The sequence below is a fragment of the Arthrobacter oryzae genome (assembly GCF_037911235.1).
GTDB lineage: Bacteria > Actinomycetota > Actinomycetes > Actinomycetales > Micrococcaceae > Arthrobacter > Arthrobacter oryzae_E.
In genome coordinates, this window is sequence record NZ_JBBLYW010000016.1 from 46813 (window position 1) to 64352 (window position 17540).

Sequence of the window (17540 nt, forward strand, 5' to 3'; positions counted from 1 at the left end):
GTTCAGGGACCGGTGGCAATAGCCACTAAAGTTCTTATATGAACGAAACCGGGCGCCCGCAAGACTTTCCACTTTCCAATCCCCGAGCTGATCGGGTGAAGGATGTGGCAAAGCTTGCAGGGCGCCCGGCCCGTTTAAAGCGCGGGCAGTTCCTGGCCGAGGGACCGCAGGCTGTCCGGGAGGCCCTGGTACTCCATCGGAAAAGGGTTGCTGCGGGGCAGCCCGGCGTGGTCCACGAGGTATTCGCCAGCGAAGCCTGCCTGGACCGCCATCCGGAGTTTGAGGAGCTCGCCGAGGGTGTCAACGCCCGGCTCGCCACTGACGAGGTACTCGCCGCCATGGCGGACACCGTCAATCCCCAGGGCATTATCGCCGTCTGCGCTTTTGTGGATGCGGACCTTGAAACAGTGCTCGACGCCGGGCCCCGCCTGATCGCCGTGCTGTGCCAGCTTCGGGACCCCGGCAATGCCGGCACCGTCCTGCGGGCGGCCGACGCTGCGGGGGCCGACGCCGTTGTTCTGACGGCCTCCAGCGTGGATATCTATAATCCCAAGGCTGTCCGCTCCACGGCCGGGTCCCTTTTCCACCTTCCGGTGGTGCTGGGAACGAACCTGACGGACCTGGCCGAGGCCTGTCGCGAACGCGGGATCGGCATCCTGGCTGCCGACGGGTACGGTCAGCTGGACCTGGACCAGCTCCAGGACGAAAGCGCTGCCCGGAGGCTGGGCACGTCGGGCGCCGAATCCGCCTACGATCTGGAGCGGCCAACCGCCTGGTTGTTCGGCAATGAAGCCCAGGGCTTGTCCGACGCCGAGCTCGCCTTGGCGGACCACCGCGTGGCTGTCCCGGTCTACGGTGCCGCGGAAAGCCTGAACGTCGGAACGGCTGCCACGGTGTGCCTCTACGCGAGTGCGCGTTCGCAGAAGCGTGCCTGAACGCGAAGGCGGGGCCCGCCTTCCGGTGGGTCCCGCCGTCGTAATCTTCACCGTCGGGCACCTCGGTGCCTCAATCGGTTGAGGGTGTAGTTATGTGGTCCGATTCCTGCCGGTGATGAAGCCGTAGATGCCGGCCACAACGAGGCCGCCGACGATGGCAAGAAGCCAGGAGCCGAGGTTCCAGAATTCCATTCTGCCGCCGCCGAACAAGAGGTCGCCGATCCAGCCGCCGACGATTGCGCCGACGACACCAAGCACAAGGCTGGTGACCCAGCCGCCGCCGACTTTTCCAGGCATGATTGCCTTGACGATTGCTCCTACAATGAGTCCGAGAATGATCCAGCCAAGAAAGCCCATTTCTCCTCCTACATATTCGTCGGGACTCACTACAAGCCCCGATTATGGCTTCAAGCTAACACAGGGTGTGTTTCCTTGTCAGCAGGCGTAGTTGCAATGTTTTTGGTGTTGCATGCAGTGACCCGTGCTGCGTCCGGCAGCGGCGGGCGGGTACGGTATTCCTTGCGGGCATCAGCATTGTGCGGTGATCGCACTTGCAAATTTCCCGGCAATCCCTGAAGAGGTGAAGCTCACTTGGCTGCAAATGGCGGTACCAAGGCGATCGTCGCGGCTCTGGCTGCAAACCTGACCATAGCTGTACTAAAGTTCGTCGCGTTCATCCTGACGCTGTCGTCGTCAATGCTGGCTGAGGCCATCCACTCCGTTGCCGACTCGGGCAACCAGATCCTCCTGCTGGTGGGCGGCAAGCGCGCCAAGCGAGCCGCAAGCCCTGAACACCCTTTCGGCTACGGACGTGAGCGCTACATCTACGCCTTCATCGTCTCGATTGTGCTGTTCAGCGTAGGCGGCCTGTTCGCCTTGTATGAGGCCTGGGGGAAGATCCAGCATCCGCACGCCATCGAAGGCGACTTCTGGTGGGTTCCGCTGGCTGTGCTGGTCGGCGCCATCATTGCCGAGTCCTTCTCGTTCCGGACGGCAATCATCGAGTCCAACCATGTACGCGGCAAGCAGAGCTGGGTGCACTTCGTGCGCAATGCCAAACAGCCGGAACTTCCTGTCATCCTCCTCGAGGACCTGGGCGCCCTGCTGGGCCTGGTGTTCGCGCTGTTCGGGGTGGGCATGACGCTGATTACGGGTGACGGCATCTGGGACGCCCTGGGTACCGCGATGATCGGCGTCCTGCTGGTGGCCATCGCCATCGTCCTTGCCCTGGAGACCAAGTCGCTGCTGCTTGGTGAGTCCGCCACCAAGGCGGACGTCGTCAGGATCAGCGGCGCGCTCGAGGCTGACGGCACCAGGATCATCCACCTCAAGACGCTGCACCTGGGTCCCGAAGAACTTCTGGTTGCTGCCAAGATCAGCGTCGGCGCCGCCGCCACCGGCGCGGAGATCGCCACGGTAATCGACGACGCCGAACGCCGCATCCGCGATGCTGTGCCAATAGCGCGGGTCATCTACCTTGAACCGGACGTGGAACGCGCGCACGTCTGATCGCGCTAAACGCCTGATCACGCGTGCACGGGGTCGCCGTGAGCGGAAGGCCGCTGGTCCTAATCTGCCTGGAGCAGATTAGGACACCAGCGGCCTTTTGCGTTCCAGCAGGCCGCTGACAATGGCAACGCCCAGGCCCAGCACCGCCAGCACTGCGCCGACCAGTGCGGGTGCGACGTAACCCCATCCCCAGGCGATCACCAGGCCGCCCAGAAAGGCGCCGAGTGCGTTGGCCACGTTCAGGGCGGCGTGGTTAAGCGAGGATGCCAGGGACGGGGCATCGGGGGAGGCATCGAGCAGCCGCGTCTGCAGGGCGGGTACCAGCAGCGAGCCGGCACCGCCCACCACAAACACCATCACGAAAGCGGACCACGGCCAGTGGACGGCGATTGCGTAGACAACGAGTGCGATCGCGATTCCCGGCAGCACAAGGTAGATGGTGCCCATGACCGACTTGTCGGCAATGCGGCCGCCCACGATGTTTCCGGCCACCATGCCCAGGCCGTAGAGAGCCACCACCAGGGGGAGGAACGCCGAAGGAATGCCTGCCACGGAGGTCATGGTGTGCGCGATGTACGTGTAGGTGGCAAAGAATCCGCCGAAGCCAACGATGCCGATGAGGATGGCGAGCCAGACCTGGAGCCGCTTCAGGGCACCAAGTTCCCGGCGGATGCTGGCGTCCGGGTGAGCCGGCTGGAACGGGACGAACTTCCAGAGCATGGCAAGCGTCACCAGCCCGATCACGCCCACGAGCACAAACAGCAGGCGCCAGCCGAAGGCCTGGCCCAGCCAGGTGGCGAAAGGCACGCCGATGACGTTCGAGATGGTCAGCCCGGCCATCACCATGGAAATCGCCCAGCCCCGTTTCGTTGGAGCGACCAGCGACGCCGCGATCACAGCCGCCACGCCGAAGAACGCTCCGTGAGGCAAACCGGCCGCAAAGCGGGACACCAGCATGGTGCCGTAGTCCGGAGCTATGAATGACGTCAGGTTGGCCACGCTGAAGAACAGCATGAGGCCCAGGGCGAGGTGCTTGCGCGGGAGTTTGGCGCCGACTGCTGCCAGCAGCGGTGCCCCGATGACGACGCCGAGGGCGTAGGCGGAAATCAGGTGGCCGGCTTCGGGCGTCCCGATATTGAGGCCCTGCTCCACCTCCTTGAGCAGCCCCATCATGGTGAATTCAGTAACGCCGATGCCGAATCCGCCCATGGCAAGGGACACTATGGCTAAGGCGAGGTGCTGGGTTCCTGCCTTCGGCGGGGCGGGGCGGAGCGTGGGCGTGGAGGTCATTGGCCTGCTTTTCGGAAGTTCTGGTGCATCGGACGTGAGAGTCAGCACGCGGCATTAAATCTGATTACTGCAACACCGGGGGAGGGGGGCGTATTCCTGCACCACCACTTCTTGGTGCACGTTATCCCCGGGACGCCGGCGGAATCAGCCTCCATCATTGTCCCCCATAGACTGATGCGGTGACTGGACTCATCAATGTTGTTGGCGGAGCTGTTGTGGATTCCCTGAGTTCCCCTGCCCGGCTGCTGGTGGCGCGGAGGACTGCGCCGCCCCAGTTTGCCGGAATGTGGGAATTCCCGGGCGGAAAGGTGGAGCCTTCGGAATCAGCGGAAGAGGCCCTGCACCGGGAACTCCGCGAGGAACTGGGAGTCGGGGTCCGGCTCGGCGCTGAACTGGCCGCGGAGTCTGCCGCCGGCTGGCCCCTCAATGCGAAGGCTTCCATGCGCGTGTGGTTCGCCGAGATTGCCGACGGTGAACCCCGGCCGCTGGAAGACCACGACGAACTGCGCTGGATTACCTTGGCGGGAAGTGACGAAGCCCTCACCCTCCCCTGGATACCCGCTGACTTTCCGATTGTCCGGGCCCTGCTGGCAACTCTCGCCGGCCCGGAGCCGATTTCGCAGGAATCCTAGAATTTTCCGAGTGGGGAGCCTTGAGCGCGTCGGTCAGAACAGTGTGGGCTGCGCGGACTCCACGCCCCGACCGTTTCCCGGGCCGGTTCGCGCAGCCGGGATGCTGCCGGCGGGATACTGCGCCTCCTCGTCCCTCGGGTCCCCGGCCAGGTCCCGGTGGCTGAATCCGTGTGAACCGGAAAAACCGTGTCGGGACTTGAAGTAGCGGATCCGTCCAGCGAGCCACTGGCGATACTCCTTGGACGCATAGGACCCGGTGCCGTACAGCCGGCGGTATCGGCCCGCCAGCTCCGGGTGGCGGGCGGCGATCCACTGCATGAACCATTCACGCGTACCAGGCTTCAGGTACAGGGCCCCGGCGGTGACACCGGTGGCGCCGGCCGCTGCCAACGAGCCAAACAGCGAGTCCAGCGCTTCGTCGCTGTCGGAAAGCCACGGCAGGATAGGCATGGCCATCACGCCGCACGGAAGGCCCGCTTCGCGAAGCCTCGAGACGAGCTTGAGTCGCGCCCTGGGACCCGGCGTGCCCGGCTCGATTGCCTCAGAGAGTTGTTCGTCGGTCATGGCCAGCGAAATCCCGATCCCCACGGGCACCTGGGTGGCGGCGTGCTTGAGCAGCGGAATATCCCTGGCCAGCAGTGTCCCCTTAGTGAGGATGGACAGGGGCGTTCCCGAATCGGCAAGCGCCCGAATGATGCCGGGCATCAGCTGGTAGCGGCCCTCGGCACGCTGATACGGATCCGTGTTGGTGCCCAGCGCAACATGGTGATGGCCCCAGGAAGGTTTCGCCAGTTCCTTCCGCAGGACTTCGGCGGCATTGATTTTGACCACCACCTGGCTGTCAAAATCCAGGCCGGCATCAAAGTCCAGGTAAGTGTGGCTCTTGCGGGCGAAGCAGTAAACGCAGGCATGGCTGCAGCCGCGATAGGGATTGACGGTCCATTCGAACGGCATGCGTGAACCGGCCGCCACTTTGTTGAGCACTGATTTGGCGGTGACCTCGTGAAAAGTGACCCCGGCAAATTCGGGGGTGGACACGGAACGCACCAGCCCGGCCAACGGCAGCAACGGTTCAGCGGCCGGGGCGGCCGCTGCGGGATTGCCTGCGCCGCCGGCGGTATTGTCTGCCGGCGCGGGCCGGAGTGCTTGTGCGTCCCATCTCATGCGTACCATTCGAAGGTATGTTCGAATCAATGTCAAGGGGCCTGCAGCCGCGATCGTCGCAGCATGGCCGGTTGCTAGGCTGGGGCCATGATTCTCCTCACCGGGTTTGAACCGTTCGGCGGCGAAGCCATCAACCCATCCTGGATTGCGGCGGAGGCGGCATCGCGAATCCTTCAGGCAGAGGGCCACGCCGTCGCCGCAGTGGAACTGCCGTGTGTGTTCGGGCAGTCCATCGCGGTGCTTGAGGATGCGCTGCAGCACTACAACCCGGAGCTGGTGATCTGTGTGGGCCAGGCCGGAGGGCGGCCGCGGATCTCCCTGGAACGGGTCGCCATCAACTGCGACGACGCCCGCATCCCGGACAACGCGGGAAACCGTCCCGTGGACCGGGAAGTGGTCCCCGGCGGCCCGGCTGCCTATTTCAGTTCATTGCCGGTGAAGGCGGCGCTCGAGGCCCTGCGCAGTGCCGGGATTCCGGCCGAGGTATCGCAAAGCGCCGGCACCTACGTCTGCAACCACGTTTTCTATGCCCTCATGCATGCGTTGGACAGCGGCACGGCGGACGGTGTTTCCCCCAGCAACGGTTCACCGGCCACGCGGGGCGGCTTCATCCATGTCCCGTACGAGGCACAGCAGGTCCCCCGGGGCAGCGGCACCCCGTCCCTGCCCGCCGCCGTGATGGCGGAGGCGCTCGCCGTCGTCGTCCGTACCGCGCTGGTTACCACCGGGGACCTCAAGCTGGCCGCCGGCACCCTTCACTGACCGGTCCGGCCACTAACTGGTTTGGCGAAGCTCCCAAACGACCTCCACCGTGGCCGAGACACTGGACTGCCCCGCCTCAATCCCCACGGAGTCCGTGGCCATGGCGCGCTGCATTTTCGCCATCGGAATCGGCCCCGACGGCCCGGGCTGCTGCGTCACGGACACCACCGGGCCGACTTCGGAGCCCGCCAGCGAGGCAAACTGCCTGGCCGTGGCGAGGGCATCCTGCCAGGCGGCCTCGCGTGCCTGCGCCGTCACGGCGGCCGGATCCGCGAACCCGAGCTCAAGCCCGTTCAGCCTGACGTCGTTGCCGCCCGCGGCCACCGCCCCCGCAATGACGTCCGAGGAACCGGGAACGTCGCGCAGCCGGACGGCCAGGATGCTGGAGGCAACGTACCCCGCCACGGTCTGGCCCTGGCCCTCTTTCCACACCACGTCCGCGCGGACATTGAGGCCCGAGGTGGTGATGTCCGGGTCGGGCACGCCGTGTTCCCGCAGAATGGCGGAAATTGCGGCGGCCGCCCTGCCGGCTGCCGCATAGGCGGCGCCCACGTCGTCGCGCCGGCACTCCACGCCGATGGAAACAGTCAGCAGGTCCGGCACTGCTTCGGCAGTACCGGAGCCGGTCACGGTGACGGTCCTGGCGGGTTCGGTCATGTCATGCCTCAATTCCTTCGGAAGCGTTTTTGCCGGCGGGGCGCCTGCCCTTGCGGTGCGGGCCCCGGTCAACATGGCGCATGTCCACGTAGCCGCCGGCCTCCAACCCCGCCAGGCGTTCGAACACGTTGGCCGACCCCGGGTTTCCTGTCCTCAGCTGCGACCATCCGGCTGCAATGAAGTACAGCGGCAGGAACGGCAGGCCCAGGCACCAGGCGTACTGGCTGCAGTGCCGCTCCTCGTGTCCCAGCAGCACAGGATTGGACAGTGCCTCCGCAGGCGCCGCCCGGAATAGCACGACGTTCCCCACGGCGAACGCCTGGGCGAAGGGGAGCCGCCACCGGTAGCCGGTGGCGATCAGCAGGCCGCGGGGTCCGGTTCGCACGGCGGTCCGGGCGCACTTGGCCAGCAGCAGCCCCAGGAGCGTGGTTGCATTCAGCACGTTGGCGATCTGCCGCAGGCGCTGTCCGGAGGTCATGAGGCCATGGTAGCGGGAGCCGGTAATCCCCGCCCCTCCCGACGCTCCTCCCGGCAGGCTGTCACGAAGGGTGCTGTGGCGCTTCCGGCGGGGCGCCTTCAACTAGACTGGTGGAGAGTGCCCGCCGGACGAATTCCGGCGAGCCCTGCCCTTTGTCACTCCGCGGGGCCCGGAAACGGCCGTGTGGAAGACAAGCCAGTGACGGACCCGCTGCCGGTGGACCCGAATGCAGCTGGACAGCTCGCTGGCGATACCCGACTCGTAGCTAAGAACAGTAGATGACTGAAACTTTGCCGGGCGCTGACATCCCGAACCCTCTGGATGAAGCCGCCATCACTGCCGCCGTAGACCACGCCGTCGCCGCCATTGCCGCGGCCTCCACCCTTGATGAACTCAAGGCCGTGAGGCTGGCGCACACCGGCGAGAAATCGCCGCTGAGCCTTGCCAACCGCGGAATCGGCGGCTTGGCGAAGGACCAGAAGGCCGCCGCCGGAAAACTGATGGGCGCCTCCCGCGGACGCGTCAACAAGGCGCTCGCGGACCGCACTGCCGAACTCGAAGCTGAGAATGACGCCAGGATCCTCGTCGAAGAGACCGTCGATGTCACGGCAGCTCCGCGCCGCCGCCGGGCCGGTGCCCGCCACCCGCTCTCCACGCTGCAGGACCGTGTGGCGGACATCTTCGTCGGCATGGGCTGGGAAATCGCCGAAGGCCCCGAGGTCGAATCCGAGTGGTTCAACTTCGACGCCTTGAACTTCAAGCCGGACCACCCTGCCCGCGAAATGCAGGACACGTTCTTTGTGGAGCCCCCGGAAGCCCACCTGCTGATGCGCACTCACACCTCGCCGGTTCAGGTCCGCTCCATGCTGGAACGCGAAGTGCCCATCTATGTGCTCTGCCCGGGCAAGGTGTTCCGCACCGACGAACTCGATGCCACGCACACCCCGGTGTTCCACCAGTTCGAGGGCCTTGCCATCGACAAGAAGCTGAGCATGGCTGACCTCCGCGGAACGCTGGAGCACTTTGCCCGGCAGATGTTCGGCGACGAAGCCCAGATCCGGCTGCGCCCCAACTACTTCCCGTTCACCGAGCCGTCCGCCGAGCTGGACATCTGGCACCCGGGCGCCAAGGGCGGTCCGCGCTGGATCGAATGGGGCGGCTGCGGCATGGTCAACCCCAACGTCCTCCGGGCAGCCGGCATCGATCCGGACGTCTATTCAGGTTTTGCCTTCGGCATGGGCATCGAGCGCACCCTTATGTTCCGCAACGAGGTGGGCGACATGCGCGACATGATCGAAGGCGATGTACGTTTCAGCGAGCACTTCGGGATGGAGATCTAACAGTGCGTATCCCACTTTCCTGGCTGCGTGAATTCGCGCAGGTACCGGCCGGAGCCACGGCCGAAGACGTCATGGCCGAACTGGTCAAGGTCGGCTTTGAAGAAGAAGCGGTCCACCGCCCCACGGACGCACTCCGCGGTCCCGTGGTGGTGGGCCAGGTACTCAACCTGGTGAAGGAGCCGCAGACCAACGGCAAGACCATCAACTGGTGCCAGGTCCGCGTGGTCCCCGAGGGGCAGGAGCAGACCCTCACCGGTGCCGGCATTGACCCCTCAGGTGTCCAGGGCATCATCTGCGGCGCCCACAACTTCGTGGAGGGCGACAAGGTTGTTGTCACCCTTCCAGGTGCCGTCCTGCCCGGAGACTTCCACATCTCCGCACGAAAGACCTACGGCCACCTGTCCGCCGGCATGATCGCCTCGGTCCGCGAACTGGGCATCGGCGAGGACCACGACGGAATCCTGGTGCTCTCCCGGATCGGGCTGGATCCCGAAATCGGCACCGATGCGATGGAACTGCTCGGCCTCTACGACCAGGCCGCAGAGATCAACGTGACCCCGGACCGCGGCTACGCGTTCTCCATTCGTGGCGCGGCACGCGAGTACGCCCACGCAACGGGCACGGTGTTCACGGATCCGGCTTCAAGGGTGCAGGCACCGGCCGAACTTACCGGCGGCTACGGCGTCAAGCTCAACGATGACGCCCCCATCTACGGCAAGCCCGGCTGCGACCGCTTCGTTGCCCGCACCGTCCGCGGCGTGGACGCCACCAAGCCGACACCCCCGTGGATGGTGTCCCGTCTGCGCCTGGCCGGCATCCGTTCCATCTCGCTGCCGGTGGACATCTCGAACTACGTCATGCTGGAACTCGGCCAGCCCACGCACTGCTACGACCTGGACAAGCTGTCCGGCGACATCGTGGTCCGGCGCGCCGTGGCAGGGGAGAAGATCTCCACCCTTGACGGCAAGGAGCGGAAGCTCGACGTCGAGGACCTCCTGATCACCGACAGCTCCGGCGCGATCGGCATCGCCGGTGTTATGGGCGGCGCCGCCACGGAGGTGAGCGATTCGACGTCGAACGTCCTGGTTGAAGCCGCCCACTTCGACGAGGTGTCGATTGCACGGTCCCGCCGGCGGCACAAGCTGCCGTCCGAAGCGTCCAAGCGTTTCGAACGCGGCGTGGACTGGCAGGTCGGCGGCATCGCCGCCCAGCGCGTGGTTGACCTCCTGGTGGAGCTCGCCGGCGGCACCGCCGACGAAGCCGGCACCGATGTCGGGACCGCACCGGACGCCGTCACCATCGAACTGCCGGCGGCCTTCGCCGCGGCCCGGATCGGCATCGACTTCACCGAAGAGCAGATCGTCACTTCGCTCGAGGACCTCGGCGCTGCCGTCGTGAAGAACGACGCCGGCTGGACGGTCACCGCCCCGAGCTGGCGGAACGACCTCGAAACCAAGGAAGACCTCTCCGAGGAAATCGCCCGGCTGGTGGGCTACGACCAGATTCCGGCGACGCTCCCCGTGGCGCCCCCCGGCCGCGGGCTGACCCGCGTCCAGCAGCAGCGCCGCCGCCTGGTCCAGGCACTGGCTGATGCAGGGCTCACCGAGGTCCTGGCCTACCCGTTCGTGTCCAAGGCCGCCAACGACACCTTTGGCGTCGCGGAGCAGGGCGCAGAGCGCAAAGCAGTCAAACTGGCCAACCCCATCAGCGAGGAACAGGGCTACCTGCGGACGTCCGTCCTCCCGGGCCTTATCGAGGTGGCCAAGCGGAACCACTCGCGCGGCTTCCGCGACCTGGCGGTCTTCGAGGCCGGCTTGGTGTTCCTGCCGGGTGACACCGTGGGCACGCCGTCCATCCCGCCGCTGGGCGTCAAGCCCTCCGACGAGGTGCTGGATGCCCTGTACGACGGCGTTCCGGACCAGCCGCTGCACATCGCGGCAGTCCTGACCGGCCACGACTCGCCCGCTGCTGCGTCGCACACGCCGCGCGCCTGGGACTGGGCCGACGCTGTGGACGTCGCCCGCCTCGCCGGTGACGTCCTGGGTGTTGAGATCGTGGTCAGCCAGGGCCACCACCAGGCCTTCCACCCGGGACGCACCGCCCGGCTGGCCCTGCGTTCCGGCGACGTCATCGGCTACGCCGGCGAGCTGCACCCCAAGCTGCTGGCCGCGCACGACATGCCGGCACGCTCGGTGGCGCTTGAGCTCAACGCCGACGCCCTCTTCGAAGCGGCCGCGGACGTCATTGTCGCCAAGCACATTTCCGGCTTCCCGGTGGCCACCCAGGACGTGGCCCTGGTGGTTCCGCAGGAAATCCCGGCCGACGACGTCCTGGCCGCCCTCCGCGAGGGCGCCGGCGAGCTGCTGGAAGACGTGGCGTTGTTTGACGTGTACGCAGGAAAGGGCATCGAGGAGGGCAGGAAGTCGCTGGCCTTCGGCCTCCGCTTCCGTGCCGCCGACCGGACGCTCACGGCCGATGAGGCGTCTGCCGCCCGCGAAAGCGCCGTCGCCCTGGCTGCCGAGCGCTTCGGAGCCGTCCAGCGGTAGCCGTCGCTGGCTCCACCAGCGCTTGCACACGGAAGGGCGGGCCATGGCATCACAACTTGTTGTGCGTGCCTGCCCGCCCTTCCGCGTCCCCGGACAGGATTCAACCGAAGCAGTGGCGGGCCTGGAACGGAGCGCCCGCCGGTTCCTGGACGGAGCGGAGCTGGAGCGCGCCCGCGCCATGGTGCAGCCAGCGCGTTCGGATTTCCTGGCCGGCCGGATCGCCCAGCGGCTCTTCGCGGCGGAGCTGCTCGGAGTGCGGGCAAAAGACCTGGCGGCCAGCTACACCTGTCCGCAGTGCGGCAGCGGTGCGGTGATTTCCCACGGCACGCCGGGCTACACCCTGGCAGGGGCACCCATGCCCCTTGTGCTGAGCCTGTCCCGGGCTGCCGGCTGGACCTTGCTGGCGGCCGTGGTGGCACCTGCACCGCAGCAGCGGCTGGGTGTTGATGCCGAGGATCCGCAGCTGATGGGATTTGAGGGCTTCGACGCAGTGGCATTGACGCCGGCCGAGCGGCAGGCCGTGGCTCCGCTGAACGGGAGCGCCCTGCTGCGTGAGCGTGCCCGGCTGTGGGCGCGGAAGGAAGCCTTCCTGAAGATGACAGGGGAGGGGCTCAGGAGGGCTCCGGAGACGCTGGAAGTGCTCAACCGGCACGGGGTCCGGGACCTGGCGCCCACCGAGTCGGGACTGCCGGGCCACCTGGCGGCCGCCGTCGCCTTCGGGTGAAGAAACCTGGCCCGCAGGCCGCTACCGCGCGCTACCGGACGGGCAGGGCCGGCAGCGCCTCCTCGAACAGCCAGGGATGGAGCAGGGCTTCTGAATCGATGCCCGCCACGCGGTCCGCGGTCTGGATAAAGGCGGCAGTGGACACTGATCCATGGTGGTTGCTTGCGGCCCAGTCATGCAGCAGCGCAAAAAAGGCGAGGTCGCCGCACCGGATCCGGAGCGCGTGCAGCGCCAGGGCTCCGCGCTTGTACACGCGGTCATCGAACATCAGCTCGGGTCCGGGGTCTCCGACGATAATGTCCTTGCCCAAGGCGGCAAGCTTCCGCCAGGCGGCCGCCGCCCGGTCCGCAACGCTCATAAGGCCCGCCGCCTCGGACCAGATCCACTCCGCGTAGCACGCGAATCCTTCATGGAGCCAGATGTCGCTCCAGGCCGCAACGGTCAGGGAGTTGCCGAACCACTGGTGCGACAGCTCGTGGGCGATCAGCCGCTGCGATTCCCAGCCCGTGTCCAGGTGGTTGGGGCCGAAGATCGACAGCGTCTGGGCTTCGAGCGGGATTTCGAGCTCGTCCTCCGTCACCACCACCGTGTACTCCTGGAAGGGATATGGGCCGAAGCTGTTAACGAAGGTTTGCATCATCTCCGGCTGGCGGGCAAGGCCCCGGCGCGCCTCGTCGGCCAGGGAGGCAGGCACTGCGACGTGCTGGGCGACGCTGCCGGGCACCGACGCGGTATCCAGGGTCAGGACGTCGTACCGGCCGATCTGGACGGTGGCCAGATACGTCGCCATCGGCTCGGACTGCTCATATGTCCAGGTTTCACGGCTGGAACCGGTCTTACGGGAGATCAGCAGGCCGTTGCAGACCGCCCGGTAATTGGCGTCCGTGGTGACGGCGATCCGGTAGCTGGCCTTGTGCTGCGGGTGGTCGTTGCAGGGAAACCAGGAGGCGGCACCGTTCGGCTGGCCCGCCACCAGCACGCCGTCGGTGAGCTCCTCCCAGCCCACCTCGCCCCAGAGGCCCCGGCGGGGAGAAGGATTCCCTTCATACCGGATGTCCAGCGTGAAGCGGTCGCCCGGCAGCAAAGCTGCGTCAGGAACGATAACCAGCTGGTCGGCCCGCTGGCTGAATCTCCGCACCCTTCTGCCGTTCAGGGAGACTTTGACCGCGCGCAGTCCCGTGAAGTCCAGGACTACGGCCGACGCCGGCCGGTCCGCCTCGGCGTGCAGGACGGCCCTTCCGTTCAGCCTGTTGCTGGCCAGTTTGTAGTCCAGGTCCAGTTCATATCGCGTGACCCGGTACGCGTTCGTGCCGTGCCCGGGGACGTAGGGATCCGGGGAACCCGACGGTTCGCCCGGCCGGCGCGTATCGCCGGGGCTGGCTGGTGCTGCAAAACTCATAAACTGGCCTTCGTATTGCGGATGGCGGGAGCCGGGGCTGACCTGGTTAGCTACTTGAGCCGCGGAGCAGGCACGGCCGGACCTGCCCAGGGGCTGACCGGGTTGCCCATCCAGTACGTCGCGGCGGGAACAGTCTCCCCGCGCATGACCAAGGATGCCGGGCCCACCGTACCGCCCCTCGCGATGCGTGCCCGCGGAAGGATGACACCGTGTGGTCCCATCGTGGCTCCGTCTTCGAGGGTAACAGTGTCGATGCTCATGATCCGGTCGTGGAACAGGTGGGTCTGGACCACGCAGCCCCGGTTGACCGTCGAGCTCTCGCCCAGCGTGACAAGGTCTGCTTCGGGCAGCCAGTAACTTTCGCACCATGTGCCGCGGCCGATCTTCGCACCCAGCCCGCGCAGCCACCACACGAGGGCAGGGGTGCCCGAAGCCGAGCGGGCGAACCAGGGCGCACTCACCATTTCGATGAAGGTATCCACTACCTCGTTCCGCCAGATGAAGGAGCTCCACAACGCATGTTCGCCGGGCCTGATTCTGCCCACCAGCAGCCATTTGGCCGCAACGGCGCTGGCCGCGGCCACGGCTCCTGCCACCAGGACCACGATGCCTCCCAGGAGGGCCGCGATCCCGTAGCCCCACGCGGAGGCGAGCCAGTCGAAGGCGAGCATGACGCCCGCGGCCAGGCCGACGGTGAGCACCACCGGAATGAACCGGCAGAGCTCCCACAGGGCGCGGGCCAGTTTCAGCCGCCGGGGCGGCTGGAAGGTCAGGGTGTTATCGGTGGCAATTGCCGTACGCCGCAGCCGGACCGGCGGGCTGCCCAGCCAGGACGTGCCGGATTTCGCCTTCGCCGGGGTTGCGGAGAGGACGGCTACCAGCGAGTTCTTGGGCACGCTTCGTCCGGCGGCCGTCATTCCGGAGTTGCCCAGGAAAGAGCGTTTGCCGATTTTGGCGGGGGCAATCCGCATCCACCCGCCACCCAGTTCATAGGAGGCCACCATGGTGTCGTCCGCGAGGAACGCGCCTTCGCCGACGGTTGTCATCTTGGGGAGAAGGAGGACGGTAGAGGCTTCCACGTTCTTGCCCACCTTGGCTCCCAGCAGGCGCAGCCAGACCGGGGTGAACAGGCTGGCGTAGATCGGAAACAGGACGTCCCGGGCCAGGTCCAGCACCCGTTCGGTTGCCCAGACCTGCCACCCGATCCGGCTCCGCACCCTGAAGTAGCCTTCCTTGAGTCCGACGCCCAGTAACCGCGTGGTGGCAAGGATCAGCAGTAGGTTGGTGATGAACCACGTCAACGCCGCCAGCGGCAGTGAGGCAAGGACCTGGGGGAGGGCTGCGGACAATGATTCGCTGCCGCGGATGAACAGGAATACGACCAGCGCCCCGGCAACGGCGGACAGGTAGGGGATGGTGGCCAGCACTGCGGAGGCTGCGGCAAATGCCGTGAACCAGATCCGGCCGATCAGTGCGTGCGCCGGCGGCGTGTCCGGCCATGACTGCTTGGCCTTTCCGATCCGCTCGGCGGGGGAGCCGGACACCAGCTGCCCGGCCTTTACCTTGCCGAGAACCGCCGAGCCCGGCTCCACCTGGGCGCCGGCGCCGATACTGGCCCCGGGCATGAGCGTGCTGCGTGCTCCCACCGTTGCGCCGGCGCCAACGTGCACCCGGCCGATGTGGACAGTATCGCCGTCGATCCACCAGCCGGAGAGATCCACTTCGGGTTCAATGTTGCAGCCGCGCCCCAGCGAAAGCATTCCGGTGACCGGCGGCAGCGAATGCAGCTGGACATCATTGCCGATCTTCGCCCCGAGCGCCTTCGCATAGTACGGAACCCAGGGGGCGTTTGCCAGGCTGATGGCGCCCGACAAGTCCTGGATCTGTTCCGCCAGCCACAGCCGCAGGTGCACCTTGCCGGACCTCGGATAGGTCCCGGGGACCACCCTCCGGAGCAGGGTCCTGGCGGCCAGGACCGAGAGGGCCATCCGGCCGGCCGGGCTCACGAACACCAGCCATGAAGCAGCGACCCACCACCACGAAACAACGGGAGCAGCCGTGAAGCCGGCAAGGGCGGCCAGCAGGTTGTTGGCCGCCATCACATAGGTCAGCCAGCGCATCCCCACCAGGATGTGAAGGGGGACTCCCATCAGCGTCTGGAAGACCTGCGATTTCAGGGCCGTGGGACGGACTTCACGCTCCGGTGCCGGTCCGGCCGCCCCCTCGGGCAGGGATTGCCGGGCAGCGTCGATGAGCGCGCCGACCCGCGGTGTGGCGTAGATGTCGGCCACCGTGACGGTGGGATAGCGGACACGCAGCGCGGACACGAGCTGCGCGGCTGCCAGGGATCCGCCGCCATGGGCAAAGAAGTCGGCATCAAGGCTCGACGCCGGTGTCCCCAGCACGCTGCCCCACTGCTCCACGATCCAGCGGGCGTCGTCCGGCAGGTTCAGCGGGGCATTGTCCGCATCTGCGGCCCCCGCGCCGGCGAGCGGCCAGGGCAGGGCGTGCCGGTCCACCTTTCCGCTCGTCTTGGTGGGCAATGATTCCACAACGGTCAGGAGCGGAATGAGCGCTGCCGGGAGGCTGGCGCCCAGCAGCTCCCTGGCAGCGGTGAGATCGATGTCCGCGGTGCCCGCAGCGGCAAGGTAACCGACGAGGATCTGGTTCCCGGCCGCCGTCGTGCGGACCGCCGCCGCCGCTCCGGCAACGTCAGGCAGTGCCTGCAGGGCGGCGTCGATCTCTCCGAGTTCGATCCGCCGGCCGCCAAGCTTCACCTGTTCATCGGCGCGGCCCATGAATACCAGCCCCGCTGCCTCGTAGCGGACCAGGTCTCCGGAACGGTAGGCGCGGGGCCAGCCGAGGGACGGCATGGGCGCATACTTTTCGGCGTCCTTGGCGGGGTCGAGGTACCGGGCCAGCCCCACGCCGCCGATGATGAGTTCGCCCACCTTGCCCTCGTCCACCGGAACGCCGCCGGCGTCCACCACGGCAAGGTCCCAGCCGTCGAGCGGCAGGCCGATCCGGACGGGGCCGGGCACGCCCAGCGGCGCCGCGCAGGCCACCACGGTGGCTTCCGTGGGGCCGTAGGTGTTCCACACTTCCCTGCCGTCGACGGCGAGGCGATCCGCGAGCTCCGGCGGGCAGGCCTCGCCGCCGAAAATCAGCAGCCTCACGTTCTCCAGCGCTTCCGCCGGCCACAGGGCCGCAAGGGTTGGCACGGTGGAAACCACTGTTATCCCGTGGCTGATCAGCCACGGGCCGAGGTCCATACCGGTCCGGACCAGCGACCGCGGTGCAGGAACCAGGCAGGCTCCATACCGCCAGGCCAGCCACATCTCCTCGCAGGAGGCGTCGAAGGCCACCGAGAGTCCGGCGAGCACCCGGTCCTGGGGGCCGATGGGTTCGTCCTGCAGGAAGAGCCGGGCTTCGGCATCAACGAATGCTGCCGAGGAGCGGTGCTGGACGGCGACGCCCTTGGGCGTGCCCGTGGAGCCGGAGGTGAAGATGACCCAGGAGTCGTCGTCGGCCCGCGGCTTCCGCGGGTCCGGGAACGGCCGGGGACGCTTGCTGTCCGTGACGATTTCGCCGTTGCCCCTGAGGATGGCGCCGACGCGGGCTTCACTGAACACCAGCTTTGCGCGTTCGTCGGGGTCATCGGCATCCACCGGAACGTAGGCCGCCCCGATCAGCAGGATGGCCAGGATCGAGACGTAGAGCCGGTTGGTGCCGGAGGGTATGCGTACGCCGATCTTGTCCCCGGCGCCGAGGCCCGCCAGATGGAGCTCGCGCGCCGTGGCCCGGACTTCGGCCATCAGCTGCGCGTAGCTCAGGCGCCGGTGGCCGTCGTCCAGGGCCGAGGCTTCGGGATACTGCCGGGCCGTATCCTCCAGGATATCGATCAGCGTCCGCTCCGGCGGTGCCGCGGCGGAGCCCGGCAGTTGCGGCAGATGCACGTTCCGGACGGCCGGAAGCGCAGTGCGTCCTTCCAGGGGGCCGGACTCCGGCGCGGGCGCGGATCCGGAGGCTTGCGGTTCTTCAGTCACGGGGGTCATTCTTTCCGCACAAGATGAACAGAAGGTGTCGCCGTTCTCCCGGCGTTCG

Annotated in this window: 14 protein-coding genes; 7 read left to right on the plus strand and 7 right to left on the minus strand. The window is 67.0% G+C overall.

What is annotated here, in order from left to right; all coding sequences use genetic code 11:
• The first annotated feature begins 38 nt into the window (after positions 1 to 38).
• The gene (locus WMN78_RS04800; RefSeq protein WP_340532356.1) at positions 39 to 935 is read left to right on the plus strand and encodes an RNA methyltransferase; all 897 of its coding nucleotides are present in this window, start codon (positions 39 to 41) and stop codon (positions 933 to 935) included.
• A 90-nt stretch (positions 936 to 1025) separates the two neighbouring features.
• Here the strand turns inward: WMN78_RS04800 and WMN78_RS04805 are convergent, their stop codons facing one another.
• On the minus strand, positions 1026 to 1292 hold the full coding sequence (locus tag WMN78_RS04805) for a GlsB/YeaQ/YmgE family stress response membrane protein (protein ID WP_305940431.1): 267 nt from the start codon (positions 1290 to 1292) through the stop codon (positions 1026 to 1028).
• A gap of 234 nt (positions 1293 to 1526) precedes the next feature.
• Here WMN78_RS04805 and WMN78_RS04810 point away from each other — a divergent pair, with 234 nt between their 5' ends.
• Complete coding sequence (locus tag WMN78_RS04810; RefSeq protein ID WP_340532358.1) at positions 1527 to 2444, plus strand: cation diffusion facilitator family transporter; 918 nt, start codon at positions 1527 to 1529, stop codon at positions 2442 to 2444.
• A 78-nt stretch (positions 2445 to 2522) separates the two neighbouring features.
• On the opposite strand, the gene WMN78_RS04815 is transcribed toward WMN78_RS04810, so the two are convergent.
• A complete protein-coding gene (locus tag WMN78_RS04815; protein WP_340532359.1) occupies positions 2523 to 3734 on the minus strand; it encodes an MFS transporter in 1212 nt (403 codons plus the stop codon).
• A gap of 179 nt (positions 3735 to 3913) precedes the next feature.
• Here WMN78_RS04815 and WMN78_RS04820 point away from each other — a divergent pair, with 179 nt between their 5' ends.
• The gene (locus tag WMN78_RS04820; RefSeq protein WP_340532361.1) at positions 3914 to 4366 is read left to right on the plus strand and encodes a (deoxy)nucleoside triphosphate pyrophosphohydrolase; all 453 of its coding nucleotides are present in this window, start codon (positions 3914 to 3916) and stop codon (positions 4364 to 4366) included.
• Positions 4367 to 4399: 33 nt separating this feature from the next.
• On the opposite strand, the gene WMN78_RS04825 is transcribed toward WMN78_RS04820, so the two are convergent.
• Entirely contained in the window at positions 4400 to 5530 is a 1131-nt protein-coding gene (locus WMN78_RS04825; RefSeq protein ID WP_340532362.1) for an Rv2578c family radical SAM protein, read from the minus strand.
• 87 nt (positions 5531 to 5617) lie between these two features.
• Here WMN78_RS04825 and pcp point away from each other — a divergent pair, with 87 nt between their 5' ends.
• Positions 5618 to 6292, plus strand: coding sequence for a pyroglutamyl-peptidase I (pcp, locus tag WMN78_RS04830; RefSeq protein ID WP_340532364.1), 675 nt, complete (start codon positions 5618 to 5620; stop codon positions 6290 to 6292).
• Positions 6293 to 6304: 12 nt separating this feature from the next.
• Here pcp and WMN78_RS04835 read toward each other — a convergent pair whose 3' ends face one another.
• Both WMN78_RS04835 and WMN78_RS04840 read right to left on the minus strand, forming a co-directional pair.
• Positions 6305 to 6949, minus strand: a complete 645-nt coding sequence (locus WMN78_RS04835; protein WP_340532365.1) for an SIMPL domain-containing protein — start codon at positions 6947 to 6949, stop codon at positions 6305 to 6307.
• 1 nt (position 6950) lies between these two features.
• Positions 6951 to 7427, minus strand: coding sequence for a hypothetical protein (locus WMN78_RS04840; protein ID WP_340532367.1), 477 nt, complete (start codon positions 7425 to 7427; stop codon positions 6951 to 6953).
• A gap of 278 nt (positions 7428 to 7705) precedes the next feature.
• On the opposite strand from WMN78_RS04840, the gene pheS reads away from it, so the two are divergent.
• The 3 genes from pheS to WMN78_RS04855 are packed head-to-tail and all read left to right on the plus strand — an operon-like array spanning position 7706 to position 12037.
• Complete coding sequence (gene pheS, locus WMN78_RS04845; protein ID WP_305940439.1) at positions 7706 to 8767, plus strand: phenylalanine--tRNA ligase subunit alpha; 1062 nt, start codon at positions 7706 to 7708, stop codon at positions 8765 to 8767.
• A 2-nt stretch (positions 8768 to 8769) separates the two neighbouring features.
• A complete protein-coding gene (gene pheT / locus WMN78_RS04850) occupies positions 8770 to 11313 on the plus strand; it encodes a phenylalanine--tRNA ligase subunit beta (protein ID WP_340532368.1) in 2544 nt (847 codons plus the stop codon).
• Between the two features lie 43 nt (positions 11314 to 11356).
• Positions 11357 to 12037, plus strand: a complete 681-nt coding sequence (locus tag WMN78_RS04855; protein WP_340532369.1) for a 4'-phosphopantetheinyl transferase family protein — start codon at positions 11357 to 11359, stop codon at positions 12035 to 12037.
• A gap of 31 nt (positions 12038 to 12068) precedes the next feature.
• On the opposite strand, the gene WMN78_RS04860 is transcribed toward WMN78_RS04855, so the two are convergent.
• Both WMN78_RS04860 and WMN78_RS04865 read right to left on the minus strand, forming a co-directional pair.
• Positions 12069 to 13436 carry a M1 family metallopeptidase gene (locus WMN78_RS04860; RefSeq protein WP_340532371.1) on the minus strand — a complete coding sequence of 456 codons (1368 nt, stop codon included), beginning with the start codon at positions 13434 to 13436 and terminating at the stop codon, positions 12069 to 12071.
• A gap of 50 nt (positions 13437 to 13486) precedes the next feature.
• The gene (locus WMN78_RS04865) at positions 13487 to 17491 is read right to left on the minus strand and encodes a Pls/PosA family non-ribosomal peptide synthetase (RefSeq protein ID WP_340532372.1); all 4005 of its coding nucleotides are present in this window, start codon (positions 17489 to 17491) and stop codon (positions 13487 to 13489) included.
• Positions 17492 to 17540 lie beyond the last annotated feature (49 nt).

Excerpts from the sequence above, each read along its gene's own strand:
- WMN78_RS04805 (WP_305940431.1), bottom strand. The coding sequence starts at position 1,292 with ATGGGCTTTCTTGGCTGGATCATTCTCGGACTCATTGTAGGAGCAATC.
- WMN78_RS04835 (WP_340532365.1), bottom strand. The coding sequence starts at position 6,949 with ATGACCGAACCCGCCAGGACCGTCACCGTGACCGGCTCCGGTACTGCC.
- WMN78_RS04815 (WP_340532359.1), bottom strand. The coding sequence starts at position 3,734 with ATGACCTCCACGCCCACGCTCCGCCCCGCCCCGCCGAAGGCAGGAACC.
- WMN78_RS04865 (WP_340532372.1), bottom strand. The coding sequence starts at position 17,491 with ATGACCCCCGTGACTGAAGAACCGCAAGCCTCCGGATCCGCGCCCGCG.
- WMN78_RS04825 (WP_340532362.1), bottom strand. The coding sequence starts at position 5,530 with ATGAGATGGGACGCACAAGCACTCCGGCCCGCGCCGGCAGACAATACC.
- WMN78_RS04860 (WP_340532371.1), bottom strand. The coding sequence starts at position 13,436 with ATGAGTTTTGCAGCACCAGCCAGCCCCGGCGATACGCGCCGGCCGGGC.
- WMN78_RS04855 (WP_340532369.1), top strand. The coding sequence starts at position 11,357 with ATGGCATCACAACTTGTTGTGCGTGCCTGCCCGCCCTTCCGCGTCCCC.
- pcp (WP_340532364.1), top strand. The coding sequence starts at position 5,618 with ATGATTCTCCTCACCGGGTTTGAACCGTTCGGCGGCGAAGCCATCAAC.
- pheS (WP_305940439.1), top strand. The coding sequence starts at position 7,706 with ATGACTGAAACTTTGCCGGGCGCTGACATCCCGAACCCTCTGGATGAA.
- WMN78_RS04800 (WP_340532356.1), top strand. The coding sequence starts at position 39 with ATGAACGAAACCGGGCGCCCGCAAGACTTTCCACTTTCCAATCCCCGA.
- WMN78_RS04840 (WP_340532367.1), bottom strand. The coding sequence starts at position 7,427 with ATGACCTCCGGACAGCGCCTGCGGCAGATCGCCAACGTGCTGAATGCA.